This window comes from Caulobacter sp. GW822-FHT07D08, from assembly GCF_058798735.1.
The window spans coordinates 162,270-181,162 of sequence record NZ_JBXAKU010000002.1; the positions used below are offsets into that span (position 1 = coordinate 162,270).

An 18,893-nucleotide genomic window follows, 5' to 3' on the forward strand; every position below is an offset into this window, starting at 1 on the left:
CCAAAAAAGCACACTAGAAACATAAACTTACTAGTGTCCTTATCGATTCCGAAGCTCGTCGGAGCTTGCCACAAACGCTTGCGAACTTCGGAATCGGGACACTAGGCGCCGTACCCCACGCCCACCAGATACAGCCCATCGGCCGGGGCCACGGGTCCGCATTCGCGGCGATCCCTGGCCTCCAGCGCCGCCTTGACATCGTCCGGCGTCCAGCGCCCGGCGCCGACCTCGACCAGGGTCCCGGTCATCGACCGCACCTGCCGATGCAGGAAGCTGCGGGCCTCGAAGTCCAGATGGATCTCCTCGCCGGCCTGGCGCACGCGGGCGACGTCGAGCGTCTTCACCGGGCTCTTGGCCTGGCAGTGCATGTCACGGAAGGTCGTGAAGTCATGCAGGCCGACCAGAGCTTGCGCGGCGGCCTGCATGGCGTCGGCGTCCAGGTCCTTCTTCACGTGCCAGACCTTGCCCTTATCGAGCGCCGGCGGGGCGCGGCGGTTGAGGATCCGGTAGAGGTAGCGACGTTCATTGGCCGAGAAGCGGGCGTGCCAGCCCTCCTCGGCGAGCTCGGCGGAGAGGATCGACACCGCCTCGCGGGTCAGGTGGGCGTTGAGGGCGTTGAACACGGTCTGGGCCGGCCAGTCCTTCTCAAGGTCGACATGCACGACCTGGCCGGTGGCGTGGACCCCGGTGTCGGTGCGGCCGGCGGCGGCGATGCGCACGTCCTGGCCGCTGAACGCCTTTACCGCCGTCTCGATCGCGCCCTGCACCGACGGCAGCACGGCCTGGGCCTGGAAGCCGTTGTAGGGCCGGCCGTCATACTCGACGAGGAGGCGGTAGCGGGGCATCAGGCCAGCACGGTTCCGGCGGGGATCGGGAAGCCGCGCGTGAACGTCTCGGCGTCCTGGACGCCCTTGCCTTCGCGCTGGGCCTTGAGCAGGCGGACGGCGCCTTCACCACAGGCGATGAGCAGGCCGTCGTCCAGCGCGACGCCCGGGGCGCCGTCCTGGTCTTCCGGACGCGACAGCAGGGCCTTGACGCGGACGGGGCCTTTGTCCGACGGCGCTTCGAACCAGGCGCCGGGGAACGGCGAGAGGCCGCGAATATGGGCGTCGACCTCGCCGGCGGGGCGGGTCCAGTCGATGCGGGCCTCGGCCGCCTTGATCTTCTTGGCGTAGGTGACGCCCTCTTCGGCCTGCGGAGTCTCGATCGCCCCGCCGCGCTCGACGGCGGCCAGGGCCACGGGCAGCAGGCGCGCGCCGACAGCGGCCAGCTTGTCGTGCAGCGAGCCGGCGGTCTCGAGCTTGTCGATCCGCACCTGCTCGGACATCAGGATCGGACCTTCGTCGAGACCCTCGCTCATCCGCATGACCTGGACGCCGGTGACCTGGTCGCCGGCCATGATCGCCCGTTGGATGGGGGCCGCGCCGCGCCAGCGGGGCAGCAGCGAGGCATGCAGGTTGAAGCAGCCGTATGTCGGCGCGTCGAGCACGGCCTTGACCAGGATCTGGCCGAAGGCGACCACGACCGCGGCGTCCAGCGCCAGGGCCTGGAAGGCCTCGATCTCCTCGGCCGTCTTCATCGAGACCGGCGTGCGGACCGGCAGGCCCAGGCCCTCGGCGAAGGCGTGGACCGGCGAGGGCTTCAGCTCATGGCCGCGCCCGCGCGGGGCCGGGGGCTGGGAATAGACACAGGCGATCTCGTGGCCCGAGGCGACGAGTTCGGCGAGGCACGTGACGGCGAAGTCCGGGGTGCCGAGGAAGGCGATGCGCATGGCGGGGGTTTAGCGGTCTAAGCGGCTTCACGCAAAGCCCAGAGCAAGGGGGCCGAGACGGAACCTTGGCCTTGGGGCTTCGTTATGCAGCCGACTTACTGAACCTCCATTGGGAGCCCGACCATGCGTTCCAAGCTGATGCTGATCGCCGCCGCCGGCGCGGCCCTGACCCTCGCGGCCTGTTCGCGGGAACACGCCACCGAGGTGAAGGAAGGCGCGAAAGCCGCCGCCTCCGACATCAAGGACGCCGCTCACAACATCGCCAACGACCCGGACGTCAAGGAAGCCGGTACGGCGATCAAGGAAAGCGCCAAGGAGACCGGCGCGGAGCTGAAGGAAGCCGCTGGCGACGCCACCGACAAGGCCCAGGAACTGGGCGAAAAGGCCGGCGACAAGGCCAAGGAAGCCGGCACGGAGCTCAAGCAGGACGTCAAGGAAGGCGCGGCCGACAGCAAGCGCCAGGTCCACGAAGCGACCCGCTAGGAAGCGCTCTCCAACGCGGTGCTTGACCTGCCAGCAAGAGTGCGCAATACAGATCGTTCAATAGTTCTTGTTTTGTTCCATTGACGCCGAGAATCGAGAAGCATCAACTCCGATTCGGAGAATGATCGTGCCTGCGACCCCAGTTCAGTTCGACCGAGAGAAATTTAAGGAGGCTATCCTCCTTCTGACCACGTATTGCCCGCCGGAAGAGTTGGGCAACGTGAAGCTTCATAAGATGCTCTACTTCGCGGACATGATGAACTTCCTCGAGGAAGGGAGACCGCTGACGGGCGTTGATTATCTGAAACAGAAATTCGGTCCGACCGCCCGGCATCTCACGTCCGCCGTGGACGAACTCGCCCGCGAAGGACGCCTCTCCGTGCGCGAAGCTGAGTATCACGGCTTCTACAAGAAGGATTATGTTGCGGTCGCTCCATTCGCGGCGATCCGGCTCTCAAGCCGTGAGCAGGAGCTTTTGCGAGAGGTCGCTGATTTCGTGCGCGGCAAAACGGCCAAGCAAATCAGCGAGATCAGCCACAATGCCGCCTGGGAAGCCGCAGAATTGGGTGAGGTGATCCCTTACTTCACAGCGCTCCAGCTCGTGCCGGTCGAGATTACGGAAACCGATAGGGCGTGGGCTCTAGAGACGGCGAACGCCCATGCGGGTGCGAGACCCTTCTGATCAACCGCCTTTCTCGATCAGCCACTCAGAGCTTTTCGAGGAGGCGGTCTTCGCGCTGCAACGCCAGTTCCCCTTCATCGACGAAGGCGTGCAGAATCTCGAATGGATGCTGCGTCGTACGCCTTTCGGAAACGAAAAATGCCCCGCCTTCGAGGGGCGGGACATCTTCATTGTCGTATCGCCACGGACGCCACGATCGCCGAGCTTTCGCGTGCTCTACGAAGTCGTTGGGCGGCGAGTCTATCTCTGGCACCTGGCGGTGCGGAACCCTTAATCCCGCAGCAGGTCGTTGATGCTGGTCTTCGAGCGCGTCTGGGCGTCGACCGTCTTGACGATCACCGCGCAGTAGAGGCCCGGGCCGCCGTTCGGGTCGGGCAGGTTGCCCGGGACCACGACGCTGTAAGGCGGGACCTTGCCGATGTGGATCTGGCCGGTCTTGCGGTCGACGATCTTGGTCGAGGCGCTGATGAACACGCCCATCGACAGCACGCTGCCTTCACCCACGACCACGCCCTCGACGACTTCCGAGCGGGCGCCGATGAAGCAGTTGTCCTCGATGATGGTCGGGTTCGCCTGCAGGGGCTCCAGCACGCCGCCAATGCCGACGCCGCCCGACAGGTGGACGTTCTTGCCGATCTGGGCGCACGAGCCGACCGTGACCCAGGTGTCGACCATCGTGCCTTCGTCGACATAGCCGCCGATGTTCACGAACGACGGCATCAGGATGACGTTCTTGCCGATGTGGGCGCCGCGACGGACGATGGCGCCGGGTACGGCGCGGAAGCCGCCGGCCTCGAACTGCGGGGCGTCCCAGCCGTCGAACTTGTTCGGAACCTTGTCCCACCACGGACCGACCGCGCCGCCCAGCGTGCCGGCGCGCATGACGGTGTTGGGATTCAGGCGGAACGACAGCAGCACGGCCTTCTTCAGCCACTGGTGGGTCACCCACGCGCCGTCGACCTTCTCCGAGACGCGGACCTTGCCGCTGTCGAGCAGCAGCAGGGCTTCCTCGACGGCGGTGCGGACCGGGCCGGCGGTGGCGGCCGAGACCTCGGCGCGGGCTTCCCAGGCGGCTTCGATCTCGGTCTGGAGGTCGGCCAAAGAAATGGAAGGGGGGCTCACGGCGGTCATTGCGGGCTTCCTTGCAGGCGGGCCGCGTTCAGGAACGCGGCGAGGTCATGGGTGCGGAAATGGACGTGTTCCGAGGTCGAGTCCTTGGCGTGCGGCCCGACCAGGATCGTGGTCATGCCCATCCGGGCGGCCGGGACCAGGTTCTTCTCGCTGTCCTCGAAGAAGGCCGCCTGGGGCGGGCGCACGGCGTGCAGCTTGGTGATCTTGTCGAAGGTCGCCAGGGCCGGCTTGGGCAGGTAGTCTGCCGTCTCGATCGCGAACAGGTCGTCGAACAGGTCGTGCAGGTTCAAATGACCCAGCACGCGCTCGGCATGGCCCAGCGAGCCGTTGGTGAAGATCAGTCGCCGCCCCGGCAACCGGGCGATCGCCTGGCGCAGGGCGGCGTCCGGGACCAGGCAGTCCATTGAGACGTCGTGCACCTCGTCCAGGAACGCCTTGGGCTCCATGCCGTGATTGATCATCAGTCCGGACAGGGTGGTGCCGTGTTCGGTGAAGTACCGCTTCTGTAGCGCCCGGGCCTCCTCGCGCGGAAGGCCGGTCATGCGCGCGACGAAGTCGGTCATCCTGGCCTCGATCAGGCCCATGAACTCGCTTTCCAGCGGGTACAGGGTGTTGTCGAGGTCGAACAGCCAGGTGTCGACGTGGGAAAGGTCAGCCGACATCAGCGGGAGATCAGCGTGCCCGCGCCGTGTTCGCTGAACAGCTCGACCAGCATGGCGTGCGGGCGGCGGCCGTCCAGGATGACGACGGCCTCGACGCCCGATTCCACGGCGTGGATGGCGTTTTCCAGCTTGGGGATCATGCCGCCGCTGGCCACGCCGCTCTCGATCAGGCCGCGCGCCTCGTCGATCGTCATCTGACGGATGAGGTTGCCCTCACCGTCCAGCACGCCGGCGATGTCGGTCAGCATCAGCATCCGCTTGGCCTTCAGCGCGCCCGCCAGGGCGCCGGCGACCGTGTCGGCGTTGATGTTGTAGGTCTGGCCCTCGGTCGAGACGCCGATCGGGGCGATCACCGGGATGTAGTCGGTCTCCGAGGTCAGCAGCGCCTGGATGATGTGCGGATCGATCTTGGTCGGCTCGCCCACGAAGCCCAGGTCGACGACCTGCTCGATATTGCTGTCGGGATCGCGCTTGGTGCGGGTCACCTTCTCGGCGGTGATCATCCGGGCGTCCTTGCCCGACAGGCCCACGCCGCGGACGTCGGCCTCGGCGCCGGCCAGCGTGATCCAGTTGGCGATTTCCTTGTTGATCGCGCCCGACAGGACCATTTCGGCCACTTCCATGGTGGCCTCGTCGGTGACGCGCAGGCCGTCGACGAAGGTCGACTTGACGCCGGCCTTGTCCAGCATGCGGCTGATCTGCGGACCGCCGCCGTGCACCACCACCGGATGGACGCCCAGCAGCTTCAGCAGCACCGCGTCGGCGGCGAAGACCTTGGCCACGTCTTCCTGGCCCATGGCGTGACCGCCGTATTTGATCACGACCGTTTCGCGGTCGTAGATCTGGATGTAGGGCAGGGCCTCGGCCAGGGTCTTGGCGGTGGCCCAGCCGGCTTCCTCGGCGGCTTCGGTCAAGGCGACTGTCCCTCAAGCAAGTTGGGATGCGGAAATAGGCGCGCCTCGATAGCGGACCCCGCCCCCCCTGTCATCAAAAAGGGGGGGCTCAGGCCTTGTGGTCGAACCGCCACTTCATGACCAGCACCGCGCCGGACATCAGCAGGCAGGCGGCGTTGGAGGCGATCACCGGCCAAGCCTTGACCAGGCTCCCGTAGACGATCCAGCACGCGAAGCCCGTCACCGTGACGATGTAGGTGCGCAGCGAAACGGACGAGGCGTCCTTTTCCTTCCAGATCTTGACGATCTGCGGGGCGAAGCTGGTGATCGACAGCAGGGCGGCGGCCGTGCCGACGACCGCGGCGACCGGGGGTGTCGCCATCAGGCGATCCGGGGCAGGTTGCCGAGACCCCAAAGCTGGGCGTAGGCCGGGGCCAGAGTCAGGCCCACCGGGACGGGCCCGGGGGCATGGCCTTCCTGCAGGCAGTAGGTCAGGTACGACAGGGCGGTCCGAACGCCGTGCTCGGAATAGGGCTTGCCGATCACGCCGCAGGCCCCGGCGTAGTCGTCGGGCAGGCGCTTGACGTTGGCGGTCATGAACAGGGCCACGCCGCCGCAGTCGCTCGATATCTTGCGGGCCACCTCGACGCCGGTCGGTCCGTCGCTGAGGTGGACGTCCACGAGCGCGAGGTCTGGGTGCAGCTTCTCGGCGAGATCGACGGCTTCGTCGGAGCTCATGGCGCAGCCGAGCGAGTGGCAGCCCACTTCCTCGATAAGATGTTCGAGTTCGATCGCGAGGAGCATCTCGTCCTCCACGATCAACACATCGAGCGCACGCCCGGTCATACTGAAACCTGTCCTTTTAGCGCGCCCCATTCACGGGCAGCAGAACGACAACGCGGGCGCCAGGTTCCGCATCGGTGGTCTCACTCTTGGCTTTCAGCTGCTGACACAGCAGCTGAACAATGGTGAGACCGAAGCCGGGTGGCGTGGTGTCCTTATCGAACCCAACGCCGTCGTCGGCGATTTCGATCCGGAAATCGCCATTCTCGCGTCGGACGCCGACGAAGATCCGACCGCCGCGACCTTCGGGGAAGCCGTGTCGCAGAGCGTTGGTCAGCAGTTCGTTGACCACCAGGGCGAACGGCGCGGCCTTGGCGGCGGGGATCTCGACACGCTCCAGATCCAGCTCGATGCGGATGTCGTCGCGGCTGGCCGAGCCCATGAGGTCGGCGACCATGTCGCGGATGAAGGCCGAGACGTCGAAGCGCTCGACGTCCTCGCTCTGGAACAGGCGGCGGTGGACGGTGGCGATGGCGTTGACCCGGCCCAGCATGCCGCGCAGCGAGGCCTTCAGCGCGGGGTCGGTCACCCGGCGGTTCTGCAGCAGCAGCAGGCTGGAGATCAGTTGCAGGTTGTTCTTGACCCGGTGGTCCACCTCGTGGAGCAGAGCGGTCTTCTGCTCCAGCGCCTCGGTCAGCTCGCGGGTGCGCGCCTCGATGATCGCTTCGAAGTCCTCGGGACGACGGGCCGCGGCCTGATCGGTGTCGCGCGCCGGTTCCGAAATGTCGTTCATGCGTAAGGCTAAGCTCCCGCCACCCCGTGGACGCTCAACGTACCTGATCGTGTCGAGTTCCCAACATAGACCTAGACGGGAAAGGTAGACGGCGGAGATCCCAAGGCTGGATCTCCGCCGATCCGAAGGCCGACCCGCGCTTCCCGGAGCAGGCGGGCCGTTGGAAGGTGTTATTTCGGCTGATAGATGCGGTCGAACACGCCGCCGTCGTTGAAGTGGGTGGCCTGGGCCTTCTTCCAGCCGCCGAAGGTGTCATCGATCGTGACCAGAGGGATCTTCTTGAAGCGGGCCGCGTACTTGGCCGTCACGTCGGCGTTGCGCGGGCGATAGTAGTTCCTGGCGATCAGCTCCTGGGCCAGCGGGCTGTACAGGAAGTTCAGATAGCCTTCGGCGACGGTGCGGGTCCTGTGGCGATCGACGTTCTTGTCGATCAGGGCGACCGGCGGCTCGGCCAGGATCGACAGGCTGGGATAGACGATGTCGAACTTGCCGGGCAGTTCGTCCTGGGCGAGGTAGGCCTCGTTCTCCCAGGCCAGCAGCACGTCGCCCAGGCCGCGCTGGGTGAAGCTGGTGGTGGCGCCGCGGGCGCCGGTGTCCAGCACGGGCACATGCTCGAACAGGGTCTTCACGAAGGCCTCGGCCTTGGCGGGATTGCCGCCCGGCTGCTTGAGGGCCCAGGCCCAGGCGGCCAGGTAGTTCCAGCGCGCGCCGCCCGAGGTCTTCGGGTTCGGCGTGATGACGTCGATGCCCGGCTTCACCAGGTCGCCCCAGTCCTTGATCTTCCAGGGATTGCCCTTGCGGACCAGGAACACGATGGTCGAGGTGTAGGGCGTGGAGTTCTGCGGCAGGCGCGACTGCCAGTTAGCGGGCAGCAGCCTGGCCCTGCCGGCGATCTCGTCGATGTCATAGGCCAGAGCCAGGGTGACGACGTCGGCCTGCAGGCCGTCGATCACCGAGCGGGCCTGCTTGCCCGAGCCGCCGTGGCTCTGGTTGATCACCAGGGTCTGGCCGACCTTTTCCTTCCAGTACTTGGCGTAGGCGGCGTTGATGTCCTTGTAGAGCTCGCGCGTCGGATCGTAGCTGACGTTCAGCAGGGTGACGGGCTTGGCCTGGGCGAAAGCCGAACCGCCCGCGGCAAGGACCGCCGCGCCCGCGCCGGCGCCGGCCAGAAGACCTCGACGGGTCGGAGCCTGGGTGAAGTCGCTCATCGAGACGGTCCCTTCCGGAGGTCTTCCAAGGATCTGTGGAGCCGGCGCGGCGCCCGAGACGCCGCGCCGACGGCTCTAGAACGCGTATTGGCTGCGCAAGTTGACCACCTGGTAGTCCTGGCTCAGCGGAACCGCGCCGCCGGCTGGGTCCAGGCGATCGATCGAGACATCGTAATAGCCCAGCGAGAACTTGGTCACGGGGTTGGGGAACCAGTTGATCCCGACGGTGGTGATCTTCTGCTCGCCGCCGCGGACGCGGTCGGCGGCCAGGGTCGCCAGCGCATGATAGTTCAGGTCGGAGACCGAATAGCGCGCCGCCAGCTCCCAGGCGCCCCACTGGCGCTTCTTCGGGTCGAACGGGTGCGCGATGGCCGGGGCGTCGAACGCGAAGGTGTTGGCGTTGTACTTGCGGGCCTCGCCGGTCAGCACCCAAGAACCTTCAAAGTACCAGGCCTTGAGCTTCGGATCGGTGACGCCGGCCGCCGGGTTGCGGCGGTCGATGGCGATGTCGAAATATTCGCCCTGGATCAGGAAATTCTTCTTCTGGGCGGCGGCCTCGAAGCCGTAGTGGCGGGCGCCGGTCGAGTCGATCGCGCCGGTGGTGATCAGCTGTGTCCCGTCGACGCGCAGCTCCGGACGGTCGCTGACGGCGACGGGATAGGCGCCGCCGACGGCGGTCTGGGCCGGAGTGACCACCTTGCTGGCGTTGGCGCCGACATGGACCAGCCAGTCGAGGCCCTTGAACGGCACGAAGGCGACGCGGCCCAGATAGCCCAGTTGCTCGTCGAAGGTCTGGCCGTCGCCGGCCTTGGCGCCGGTGATCGCGCCCGACAGCAGCCAGCGCTCACCCAGGGCCTGGCCCTGCAAGGCGATGCGCTTGTCGGCGCCGGCCAGGCCGCGCGCCAGCTCCGAGCCCGACGGGCGTTCGGCGAACAGCGAGCCGTTGGTCGAGGCCGCGTCCTCCAGGCCGACGTTCGGGGCGAAGGCGCCGACGCGGACCTTGAACGGGGCGTAGTTGTACTGGACCCACAACTCCTGCAGCGTGCCCTGGCCATCCGTGCCGGCGCCGCCGAAGTCCAGCAGGGCGTTGTATTCGAAGTTCTTGTAGAACTTGCCGTCGACGCCGATGCGGGCGCGGCGGAAGTTCGTGCCGCTGTTCAGGTCGCGGGCGTTGCCCAGCACGGCGGGCAGGCCCTTGTCCTGATAGTACTGGGCGGCGTCGAGCTGCATCACCGCGTGGATCGTGGCGCTGAAGGCGCCATCCCCGGAGGCGATGGTCGGTTTGCCGGCGGCGATGCTGACGGTGGTGGCGCTCTGGGCGGCGCGAACGTCCTTGAGGCTGGCGGCGGTGGCGGCCTTCAGGTCGGCGACCTGCTGGGCCAGCGTGGCCAGCTGGGCTTCGAGCGCGGCGATGCGAGCCTCGGCTTCGGCGGGCGAGCGCGGCGCGGTGTCCTGGGCGGATGCGGCGCCGGCGGTGGCCAGCAGAGACGCGCCGGCGATCAACGCCACGCGAAATGCGATACAGGTCTTGGTCATCGTGTCTGTCCCCTTTCGGCGCCGCTGGGCGGGCCGACCTGCCGAGCTAGGGAAGACGATTATCCCTAGTTGCGGAATCGAGATTTAGGAAAACCGGCCGTGAGTTTTTCTGTAGGCGCGGCAAAGTGTCGCGAAATACGCTGCGAATCTTCAGCCTTATCAGACATTTAAACCCGTAAAGGTTCCGTTCACGGAAAAGGCCGCCGCGGTTTCCCGCGACGGCCTGCGACATTTTTGCAGAGAAGGGTGAGGGGCCGCTGGACCCTAGAACATCGCCCGGCCAGCGAGGCGCAGGTTGTAGCGCTTCTGCTTCTTGGTGGCTTCGACGCCGCCTTCGATGCCCACGTAGGACATCGCCGTGCCGGCCCGCAGGGCGAAGCCGGCGGTCACCGCGCCGTCCTTGTCGTTCAGCGCGGCCAGGGTGAAGGGGTTGCCGCCCTTGAAGGCCGCGACCGTATCGCCGACCGAACCGGCCAGGGTCTGGCGATAGCCGACCCGCACTTCCGGGCGCCACCAGACATTCTTACCGAAGTCGGCGCCGACCACCACGCCCAGCTCGCCCGAAAGGTTGCTGGAGGTGCGCTTGGCGACGGTCAGGTCGAAGCCATCGCCGCCGCCGCTTTCGGCGCGCTTGCCTTCGCGCAGCCAGACATAGTCCACGCGGCCTTCCGGACGGGCGAAGAAGCGGCCGAACTTCTGCTCGTAGGCCACGCCCGCGAAGGCGTTGGCCGTCAGGCCCTTCCAGTCGGCGGTGTTCTTCAGGATCAGGTCGGCGACCCCATCGGCGTTGCCGTCCGGCGAGATGAAGCGGCGGTCGCCCTTGAAGAAGCCGTAGCCCAGGCCGCCGCCGGCGTTCATCCGCCAGCCGCCGACCGAACGACGCCAGTAGGCGCCGGTCTGGACGAACGAGGCGGTGGTCTGCTCGCCGACCTTGGCGACGGTGTCGTGTTCCTCGAGGCTGGTATAGGCCAGGGTCAGGCCCAGCGCGCCGCCGGCGTCGCCCATGGCCTCATAGCCGGCGACGAAGCCGAACGCCTGGGTGTCCGAACCCAGGGTCTGGCCGGTGTCGCGACGGGTCAGCGAGGTGATTTCCTGGACCCAGATGCTGTCCGGACCATAGCGGTCGCCCGGATCGGGGCGGAACATGGTGGCCTGCGAGACCTGCTGGTTGACCGACTGCAGGGCCGCGAACAGGCCCTCGCCCTGGTCGGGCAGCATCTGGTCGTAGAGGTCGCGGTAGGCGTCTCGCGTCGTCTGGTTCAGGAACGTCCCGGCCAGGGCCGAATCCTTGCCCAGCGCCTGGTAGACGGCGTCATAGGCCGAGGTCTCGGACCGGTTCAGGCCGATCTCGGCGGCCGTCTTCTGGCGGACGTCGATATAGACGTTGTTGGTGTCGGCGCGGCTGGTGGCCACGTACATGAACGGCGCCTGGGCCAGCAGGCCGTTGCCGATCGAGCCGACATTGACGTTGCTGCCCTGGATCACCGTGAAGGTGGTGGGCTGCTTGACCAGATTGGCCAGGCGGATGCCCAGCTCGGCGCCGGAGGCGATGTTGGTCGCGCCCGAGACCACCAGCTTGGTGTTCTGGCCGGCGGCCGGATCGGCCGAGAACAGGATCTTGCCCTTGTCGCCGACCGTCAGGCTGCTGACGTTGATCGTGTCGGTGTTGACGATGCCCAGGCTGCCGTTGGCTATGGCGATGTCGAGCTTGCCGTCGCTGTCGGTCAGCTTGCCCAGGGCCACGCCGCCGCCGTCGATCGACAGGCGATCCTGGCCGGTCCCGAACGACATGGCGCCCACCAGGGTGCCGCTCCACAGGTTCAGGGTGTCATTGCCGCCGCCGAACAGCACGTCGCCGACGGTCACCGGCGCCGAGGTGGTGCTGGTGGCGTCGGCGCTGGTGACGGTGTCGGTGCTGGGGAAGGTCGAGGTCGAGGCGTAGTCGGTCGGGCCCTTCTGGGTGAAGGTCACGCCCGAATTGTTGGCGCGCAGGTCCAGGGCGATCGCCTGGCCGCTGGTCGTCACGGTCACGGCCGTGCCGTCGGCCTTGTAGGCCGGCGCTGTCAGGGTGGCGCGGATCGAGCCGGTGTTGGTGATGGTCTTCAGCGCGCCGGCTTGGTCGAGGATGGCGACCGCGTCGCCCGCCTCGCCCGTTCGCGTGGCGACCAGGGAGCCGCTGTTGTTGATGGCGGTGGTGTTCGAGCCCGCGCCCAGCACCACGGCCCGCGCCGTGGCCGTGACGCCCGAGCTGGCGAACGAGCCCGCGGTGGCCGTGATCGAGCCGCGGTTCAGGATTTCCCCGACGCTGGCGCCGGAGTTCAGGATCAGGCCGGTGGCGTCGGCTTCGTAGGTCGTGGCCGTGACGGTGCCGTCGTTGCGCAGGCCATTGGCCAGGGTGGTGGTCTTGCCGCCGCCCGCCCCGATCGAGACGCCGGTGGCGGTGACCTTGTCATAGACGCCCGCCGCGGCGATCGCCCCCTTGGCCACCAGGCCGTAGGCCAGGTCGCCGGCGCCGACCGCGCCCAGGGTGACGTTCTGCGTGGCCGAGCCGATCTGCAGGGCCGGCGCCGCGCCGAAGGCGCTGATGCTGGACGAGCCGGTGGTGCTGGAGGTGATCGTCGTCGTGACGGTGTTGCCGTCCGCGCCGACCTTGGAAGAGTAGTTGGTCCCTTGCAGCAGCACGCCGCCGGTCACGTCGCCGGCGATGCGGACGGCCGGGCCGCCCTGCAGCAGGTCATCGGCGTCCAGCTTGCCCAGCGCGTCGGTCGTCGTCGGGCGCGAGGTGTAGCGATAGCCGGTCGCGCTGGCGCTGCCTTGCAGAACCAGGGCCCCGTTGATGTTGGCGTCGATGGCCTGGGCCACCGCGTTCGCGCCCTGGACGGTGGTCGAGCCCCCCAGGGTCACCTTGCCGGTGACCGGCGCGGCGATCCGCGCGCCGTAGCTGTTGTCGCCGATGACGCTGATCGCGCCCAGGTGGGTGACGTTACCCAGCACCGGGCCTTCCAGCAGGATGCCGGCCGAGTTGTTACCCTCGATCGTGATCGTGCCGGCGGCGTCGTTGATGATATCGCCGGTGAAGGTTCCGGCGTTGGTCAGCCGGATGCCGAAGCGGCCATTGCCCTGGGCGAAGGGGCCGTCGAGGTCGCCATCCGAATCGCTGTCGGTCGGCGTGTAGTCCTCGTCCAGCGTGATCGCCAGCGAGTTGGTCAACGCGCCCGTCCTGCCGCCGATCACCAGCACGCCGACGCTGTCGTTGACGCCCGTGGTCTGCAGGGTGCCGGCGTTGGTCACCTTGTTGTTGCTGTCCAGGGTGACGATCGCGCCCGCGGTGGTCGGCTTGATCGAGCCGTCGGCGGTGATCTTGATGTCGTCGGCGGTCGTCGCGCCCGCAGCCGTGCTGGTGGCGATCGGCGTCGTCCGCGCGGTGGTGACCGTGGTTTCAGCCAACGCGGCGAAACCCATGGCCAAGAGAGGAGCGGCCGCGACCGTCGCGACCAGGACCTTGCGCTGCATTACGAACGACACCCCATAGAAACCGGCGCCATTAATTCATGTCATGATGCGGCGAAATTGCGGTGAGTCCCGCTCGCGACACGTACTAAGGCGCCAACCGTCTATCGCATGGCATGGCGGGGCGCCATATCTGGATCGACGAATCGCCTCTCGCTTGAATCGAAGAGCCTTCCCATGCCGCTGGCGCAGACGCCCCCGGACGGACAAGACAGCGCCGCGACGAGCGCGTTCTGGCCCGTGATGATCGGGCCCGGCGCCATTCTGGGGCTGGCCGTCACGGGACTGGCCCAGCCGGCCCCGGCCCTGCTGGCGGCCGCGGTCGCCGGGGCGGCCGGCGTCTTCCTGTCGCGGCGCGCGAGTCGCGGACGGGTCCGCCCGATCATGGGCGCGGCGCTGGCGCCGGCCGCCGCCGTCGAGGAGACGCCGCCGTTCGTGGCCATTCTCGACCGGCTGCCCGACCCCCTGATGGTCATCGCCGCCGAGGAGGCCGACGACCTGACGGGTCGCCGCTTCCTGTTCGCCAACGCCGCCGCGCGCGAGTTGTTCAAGATCCAGCACCAGGGCGGGCTGCTGATCACCGCCGTGCGCAATCCGCGCGTGCTGGAGGCCGTGGATGAGGCGCTGTTTGGCGGCGTCGAGGGCGTGGCCGAGTTCGAGACCGGCGGAACCCAAGGCCGGGCCTGGCTGGCCCACACCCGGCCGCTGCGCGAGACCAACGGCCGCTCGCGCCTGGCCCTGCTGGCCCTGCGCGACGAGACCGACGCCCGCCGCAGCGAACGCACCCGCGCCGATTTCCTGGCCAACGCCAGCCACGAACTGCGCACGCCGCTGGCCTCGCTGTCGGGCTTCATCGAGACCCTGCGGGGCCACGCCAAGGACGATCCGGGCGCCCGCGACAAGTTCCTGGGGATCATGCTGGCCCAGGCCGAGCGCATGTCGCGTCTGATCGACGACCTGATGAGCCTGTCGCGGATCGAGCTGAACGAGCACATCGCGCCACTGGGCCGGGTGGACCTGGCCATGGCGGCGGTCGACGTGATCGACGCCCTCGCTCCGCAGGCCCGCGACAAGCAGGTCGCCTTCGATCCTGTCCTGCCGCCGCGCGGCGGCGCGGTGGTCGACGGCGATCGCGACCAGATCATCCAGGTGATCCAGAACCTGATCGACAACGCCATCAAATATACGCCCAAGGGCGGGACGGTGCGGGTCGAGATCTTCCCCGGCCTGTCCGCCGAGGCCGCCGCCGCCGCCCGTGACCCGGCCGCCGCGCGGATGTCGCTGCTGACCCCGGACCACGACACGACCGAGCGCTACGCCGTGCTGCGCGTCACCGACCGGGGGCCCGGCCTGGCGCGCGAGCACCTGCCGCGCCTGACCGAGCGCTTCTACAGGGTCGAGGGCCAGAAGAGCGGCGACCGCTCGGGCACCGGTCTGGGCCTGGCGATCGTCAAGCACATCATGAACCGCCATCGCGGCGGGCTGACGGTCGAGAGCGTCCAAGGCGAGGGCGCCACGTTCGGGGTCTACCTGCCGATGGCCAAGGCCGGGGCCGAGATCGCGCCGCCTCCGCCCGTGACCACCGAGGCCTGACCCTCCAGCCGAGCGCCGCGGTCTCGAACCCATGTCACGCCACCCGTCGATCCTCCGGCCGAAGAAACGCGCGCGGCGAACGGGGCGCTGTCGTCAAACTGTCACATATCCGTCGCATAAGCTCAGTGCCCGCCCGGCATAGATCGGGACGGGGGAAGGCGCGCGATCGTGCGGGGCCTTCGACACACTTCGCGCAAGATTAGCCTCACGCATGCTGACCTGGCTCTCGCTCATCGTCTTGACGCTGTTTTCCAGCCTGGCTTTCGCCGCCGGACGTCGTCGCGCCGTGGCCGCCGCGGGAGGCCGCGCCCGCGTCCTCCACTCCCTGCCGGACTACTACGGGACCTATGCCGCCCTGTGGGCCGGCGTTCCCGCCGCGCTGTTGCTGCTGCTGGGGACCGCCTTCGGCGGCCGCGTCGAGGACGCGATGCTGAAGACCACGCGTCCGGCGGCCGTCTCGGCCCTGGATCCGGACCGTCAGAACGTCTTCTTCAGCGACGCCCACGCGATCGCCGCCAAGCAGGCCCCGTCGGAGGTCGCCTACGAAGGCGACCTGAAGGTGGCGCTGGACGCCAAGGTCGCCGAAGCCAAGCGCATCGGGATGACCTTGAACGTCGGCATGCTGGCCGGCGCCGGCGTGCTGGCCCTGGCGGGTTTCCTGCTGGCCTTCCCGCGCATCAAGCCCGATTTCCGGGCCCGCAACCGGGTCGAGGGCTGGACCAGCATCCTGCTGATCGGCTGCTCGGTCGCGGCCGTCCTGACCACCCTGGGCATCGTGCTCTCGCTGGTCTGGGAAAGCTGGCGCTTCTTCCAGAGCGTCAACCCGCTGTCGTTCCTGTTCGGCACCGAGTGGAGCCCGCAGATCGCCATGCGCGCCGATCAGGTCGCCTCGGCGGGCGCCTTCGGGGCCGTGCCGCTGTTCGCCGGCACCTTCCTGATCATGTTCATCGCCATGCTGGTGGCGGCTCCGGTCGGCCTCTACTCGGCGATCTACCTCTCGGAATACGCCAGCCGCACCGTGCGCGGCGTGGTCAAGCCGCTGCTGGAGATTCTGGCGGGCGTCCCGACCGTGGTCTACGGCTTCTTCGCCGCCCTGACCGTGGGGCCGATCTTCCGCGCCGGCTTCAACGCCATCGGCGCGGCCCTGCCGCCCGGCCCGCTCGCCACCTACCTGATGGAAGTCCAGAACCAGATGGCCCTGGTGGCCGGGGTGGTGATGGGGATCATGCTGATCCCGTTCGTCTCCTCGCTGTCGGACGACATCATCAACGCCGTGCCGCAGTCGCTGCGCGACGGCAGCTACGCGATGGGCGCCACCAAGTCGGAGACGGTCAAGAAGGTCGTCCTGCCGGCCGCCCTGCCCGGCATCATGGCCGCCATGCTGCTGGCCGTGTCCCGCGCTGTCGGCGAGACCATGATCGTGACCATGGCCGCCGGCCTGCAGGCCAAGATGACGATCAACCCGCTCGACACCGTGACCACGGTCACCGTCCAGATCGTCACCCTGCTGACCGGCGACCAGGAATTCGACAGTCCCAAGACGCTGTCGGCCTTCGGCCTGGGCCTCACCCTGTTCGTGGTGACGCTCTGCCTGAACATCGTCGCCCTGCGCATCGTCCAGAAGTACCGGGAACAATATGACTGACGCGACCCTCGGCGCGGCCGCCCCGCGCTCCGCCGCCTCGACAGCCATGCAGGCCCGGCTGAAGAAGCGCCACGCCGCCGAGCGCACCTTCAAGGCCCAGGGTCTGGCCGCGATCATCGTCGCGCTGATCTTCCTGGTGGTGCTGGTCGGCCGCATCGTGGCCCAGGGCTACACGACCTTCGAGACCCACACGCTCAGCGTGCCGGTCTACCTGAACCCGGATCGTATCGACCGCTCGGACCTCTCGGGCGTCAATTACGACTATATCGTCGCCGAGGCGATGATGAAGAAACTGGGCGTGCAGGACGACGACCTGGGCACCACGTCGACCAAGGTCCAGGATCTGCTGTCGCGCGACTTCGGCTTCCAGCTGCTGAACAAGCTGAAGGCCGACCAGTCGCTGATCGGCAAGACGATCACCGTCACCGGCCCGCTGAAGGCCGACGCCGACCTCTATTTCAAGGGCGAGATCAAGCGCTCGACCGCCGAGGGCGACCGCAAGCTCGACAACCAGCAGCTGGACTGGCTGGACAAGCTCGAGAAGGACGGCTCGGTGAAGTCGGGCTTCAACTTCGCCTTCTTCACCCATTCCGACTCGACCGAGCCCGAGCAGGCCGGCGTGCTGGGCGCGGTGGTCGGCTCGGCCATGATGCTGATCATCACCGCTCTGATCGCCGTGCCGGTCGGCGTGATGGCGGCCACCTATCTGGAAGAGTTCGCCCCGAAGAACCGCTGGACGGACATCATCGAGGTCAACATCAACAACCTCGCGGCCGTGCCGTCGATCGTCTACGGCCTGCTGGGCCTGGCCCTGTTCATCAACTGGCTGCACGTGCCGCGCAGTTCGCCCCTGGTCGGCGGTCTCGTGCTGGCCCTGATGGCTCTGCCCACCGTGATCATCGCCACCCGCTCGGCGCTGAAGGCCGTGCCGCCCTCGATCCGCGAAGCCGCCCTCGGCGTCGGCGCGTCGAAGACCCAGACGGTCTTCCACCACGTGCTGCCGCTGGCCATGCCCGGCGTGATGACCGGCGCCATCCTGTCGCTGGCTCACGCCCTGGGCGAGACGGCCCCGCTGCTGATGATCGGCATGGTCTCGTTCGTGCCCGGCGTGCCGGAAGGCTTCACCGGCGCGGCCACCGTGCTGCCGGTCCAGGTGTTCATCTGGGAGAACGCTTCCGAGCGGGCCTTCCATGAACGCACGGCCGCCGCCATCATCGTCCTGCTCGTCTTCATGATCGTCATGAACGCCGCGGCCGTCATCCTGCGCCGCCGCTTCGAACGCCGCTGGTAGGTTTCACATGACCCTGATCCTGAACCCCAACGCTTCGCCCCTTCTCCGCGGACACGCCATGACCGTCCAAAGCCCCGACGACAACGCCCACACGCCGGTGATCCACACCACCGTCTCGCACGCCCAGGCCGCCGCCTCGGTCGGCGAGGCCAAGATCAAGGCGCGCGACGTCAAGGTCTTCTACGGCGACAAGCAGGCGCTGTTCGACGTCAACATCGACATCCCGGCCAAGTCGGTCACCGCCTTCATCGGCCCGTCGGGCTGCGGCAAGTCGACCTTCCTGCGCTGCATCAACCGCATGAACGACACCATTCCCTCGGCCCGTGTCGAAGGCGTGATCGAGATCGACGGTTCGGACGTCAACGCCAAGAGCGTCGACCCCGTGGTCCTGCGTTCGCGGGTCGGCATGGTGTTCCAGAAGCCGAACCCCTTTCCGAAGACGATCTTCGAGAACGTCGCCTACGGCCCCAAGATCCACGGCCTGGCCACCGGCAAGGCCGAGCTGGAGGCCATCGTCGAGAGCAGCCTGAAGAAGGCCGGCCTGTGGAACGAGGTCGCCGACCGTCTGCACCAGCCGGGCACGGGTTTGTCGGGCGGCCAGCAGCAGCGCCTGGTGATCGCCCGCGCCATCGCCGTGTCGCCGGAAGTGATCCTGATGGACGAGCCCTGCTCGGCGCTCGATCCGATCGCCACCGCCAAGATCGAGGAGCTGATCGACGAGCTGCGCAGCCAGTTCTGCATCGTCATCGTCACCCACTCGATGGCCCAGGCCGCCCGCGTCTCGCAACGCACGGCCTTCTTCCACCTCGGCAAGCTGGTGGAGAGCGGTCCGACCGAGGAGATGTTCACCAATCCTCGCGACAGCCGCACCCAGGACTACATCACCGGCCGCTTCGGCTAACCAGGCGCGCG

The 18,893-nt window shown here is 67.7% G+C and carries 17 protein-coding genes and 1 pseudogene; 7 read left to right on the plus strand and 11 right to left on the minus strand.

Translation table 11 applies throughout. The features are described from left to right. Nucleotides 1-101: 101 nt before the first annotated feature. Both truA and fmt read right to left on the minus strand, forming a co-directional pair. On the minus strand, nucleotides 102-845 hold the full coding sequence (gene truA / locus AC1RJ9_RS04590; RefSeq protein WP_492836387.1) for a tRNA pseudouridine(38-40) synthase TruA: 744 nt from the start codon (nucleotides 843-845) through the stop codon (nucleotides 102-104). Then, the gene (gene fmt / locus AC1RJ9_RS04595; RefSeq protein WP_492836389.1) at nucleotides 845-1,771 is read right to left on the minus strand and encodes a methionyl-tRNA formyltransferase; all 927 of its coding nucleotides are present in this window, start codon (nucleotides 1,769-1,771) and stop codon (nucleotides 845-847) included. The genes truA and fmt overlap by 1 nt, the downstream gene beginning before the upstream one ends. Nucleotides 1,772-1,894: 123 nt before the next feature. Here fmt and AC1RJ9_RS04600 point away from each other — a divergent pair, with 123 nt between their 5' ends. From AC1RJ9_RS04600 to AC1RJ9_RS04610, 3 genes are all read left to right on the plus strand, one after another. Next, complete coding sequence (locus AC1RJ9_RS04600; RefSeq protein WP_492836391.1) at nucleotides 1,895-2,254, plus strand: cell surface protein; 360 nt, start codon at nucleotides 1,895-1,897, stop codon at nucleotides 2,252-2,254. A 121-nt stretch (nucleotides 2,255-2,375) separates the two neighbouring features. Continuing rightward, the gene (locus AC1RJ9_RS04605) at nucleotides 2,376-2,936 is read left to right on the plus strand and encodes a Panacea domain-containing protein (RefSeq protein ID WP_492836393.1); all 561 of its coding nucleotides are present in this window, start codon (nucleotides 2,376-2,378) and stop codon (nucleotides 2,934-2,936) included. Continuing rightward, complete coding sequence (locus AC1RJ9_RS04610; protein WP_492836395.1) at nucleotides 2,914-3,210, plus strand: hypothetical protein; 297 nt, start codon at nucleotides 2,914-2,916, stop codon at nucleotides 3,208-3,210. The genes AC1RJ9_RS04605 and AC1RJ9_RS04610 overlap by 23 nt, the downstream gene beginning before the upstream one ends. Here AC1RJ9_RS04610 and dapD read toward each other — a convergent pair. The 9 genes and pseudogenes from dapD to AC1RJ9_RS04655 form a co-directional block, all read right to left on the minus strand. Continuing rightward, nucleotides 3,207-4,067 (minus strand): 2,3,4,5-tetrahydropyridine-2,6-dicarboxylate N-succinyltransferase, encoded by an 861-nt coding sequence (gene dapD / locus AC1RJ9_RS04615; protein ID WP_492836397.1) that lies wholly within the window; start codon nucleotides 4,065-4,067, stop codon nucleotides 3,207-3,209. The genes AC1RJ9_RS04610 and dapD overlap by 4 nt on opposite strands. Continuing rightward, entirely contained in the window at nucleotides 4,064-4,729 is a 666-nt protein-coding gene (locus AC1RJ9_RS04620; protein ID WP_492836399.1) for a pyrimidine 5'-nucleotidase, read from the minus strand. Before AC1RJ9_RS04620 ends, dapD begins: the two co-directional genes overlap by 4 nt. After that, the gene (argB, locus tag AC1RJ9_RS04625) at nucleotides 4,729-5,643 is read right to left on the minus strand and encodes an acetylglutamate kinase (RefSeq protein WP_492836401.1); all 915 of its coding nucleotides are present in this window, start codon (nucleotides 5,641-5,643) and stop codon (nucleotides 4,729-4,731) included. The genes AC1RJ9_RS04620 and argB overlap by 1 nt, the downstream gene beginning before the upstream one ends. An 88-nt stretch (nucleotides 5,644-5,731) precedes the next feature. Then, nucleotides 5,732-6,004, minus strand: coding sequence for a SemiSWEET family sugar transporter (locus AC1RJ9_RS04630; RefSeq protein WP_492836403.1), 273 nt, complete (start codon nucleotides 6,002-6,004; stop codon nucleotides 5,732-5,734). Further along, on the minus strand, nucleotides 6,004-6,468 hold the full coding sequence (locus AC1RJ9_RS04635) for a response regulator (protein WP_492836405.1): 465 nt from the start codon (nucleotides 6,466-6,468) through the stop codon (nucleotides 6,004-6,006). The genes AC1RJ9_RS04630 and AC1RJ9_RS04635 overlap by 1 nt, the downstream gene beginning before the upstream one ends. A gap of 16 nt (nucleotides 6,469-6,484) precedes the next feature. Further along, a pseudogene (gene lovK, locus AC1RJ9_RS04640) lies at nucleotides 6,485-7,120 on the minus strand (photosensory histidine protein kinase LovK); the annotation flags it as partial. A 248-nt stretch (nucleotides 7,121-7,368) separates the two neighbouring features. Next, nucleotides 7,369-8,406: a sulfate ABC transporter substrate-binding protein gene (locus tag AC1RJ9_RS04645; protein WP_492836407.1), complete on the minus strand. Its 1,038-nt coding sequence runs from the start codon at nucleotides 8,404-8,406 to the stop codon at nucleotides 7,369-7,371. A gap of 75 nt (nucleotides 8,407-8,481) precedes the next feature. After that, nucleotides 8,482-9,942: an OprO/OprP family phosphate-selective porin gene (locus AC1RJ9_RS04650; protein WP_492836409.1), complete on the minus strand. Its 1,461-nt coding sequence runs from the start codon at nucleotides 9,940-9,942 to the stop codon at nucleotides 8,482-8,484. 264 nt (nucleotides 9,943-10,206) lie between these two features. After that, nucleotides 10,207-13,467 (minus strand): autotransporter outer membrane beta-barrel domain-containing protein, encoded by a 3,261-nt coding sequence (locus tag AC1RJ9_RS04655; RefSeq protein ID WP_492836411.1) that lies wholly within the window; start codon nucleotides 13,465-13,467, stop codon nucleotides 10,207-10,209. A gap of 162 nt (nucleotides 13,468-13,629) precedes the next feature. On the opposite strand from AC1RJ9_RS04655, the gene AC1RJ9_RS04660 reads away from it, so the two are divergent. From AC1RJ9_RS04660 to pstB, 4 genes are all read left to right on the plus strand, one after another. Beyond that, entirely contained in the window at nucleotides 13,630-15,045 is a 1,416-nt protein-coding gene (locus AC1RJ9_RS04660; RefSeq protein WP_492836413.1) for a sensor histidine kinase, read from the plus strand. A 211-nt stretch (nucleotides 15,046-15,256) separates the two neighbouring features. Beyond that, the gene (gene pstC, locus AC1RJ9_RS04665; protein ID WP_492836415.1) at nucleotides 15,257-16,690 is read left to right on the plus strand and encodes a phosphate ABC transporter permease subunit PstC; all 1,434 of its coding nucleotides are present in this window, start codon (nucleotides 15,257-15,259) and stop codon (nucleotides 16,688-16,690) included. Further along, the gene (pstA, locus tag AC1RJ9_RS04670) at nucleotides 16,683-17,981 is read left to right on the plus strand and encodes a phosphate ABC transporter permease PstA (protein ID WP_492836417.1); all 1,299 of its coding nucleotides are present in this window, start codon (nucleotides 16,683-16,685) and stop codon (nucleotides 17,979-17,981) included. The genes pstC and pstA overlap by 8 nt, the downstream gene beginning before the upstream one ends. A 58-nt stretch (nucleotides 17,982-18,039) precedes the next feature. Next, a complete protein-coding gene (gene pstB, locus AC1RJ9_RS04675) occupies nucleotides 18,040-18,882 on the plus strand; it encodes a phosphate ABC transporter ATP-binding protein PstB (protein WP_492836919.1) in 843 nt (280 codons plus the stop codon). The last annotated feature ends 11 nt before the right edge of the window (nucleotides 18,883-18,893 follow it).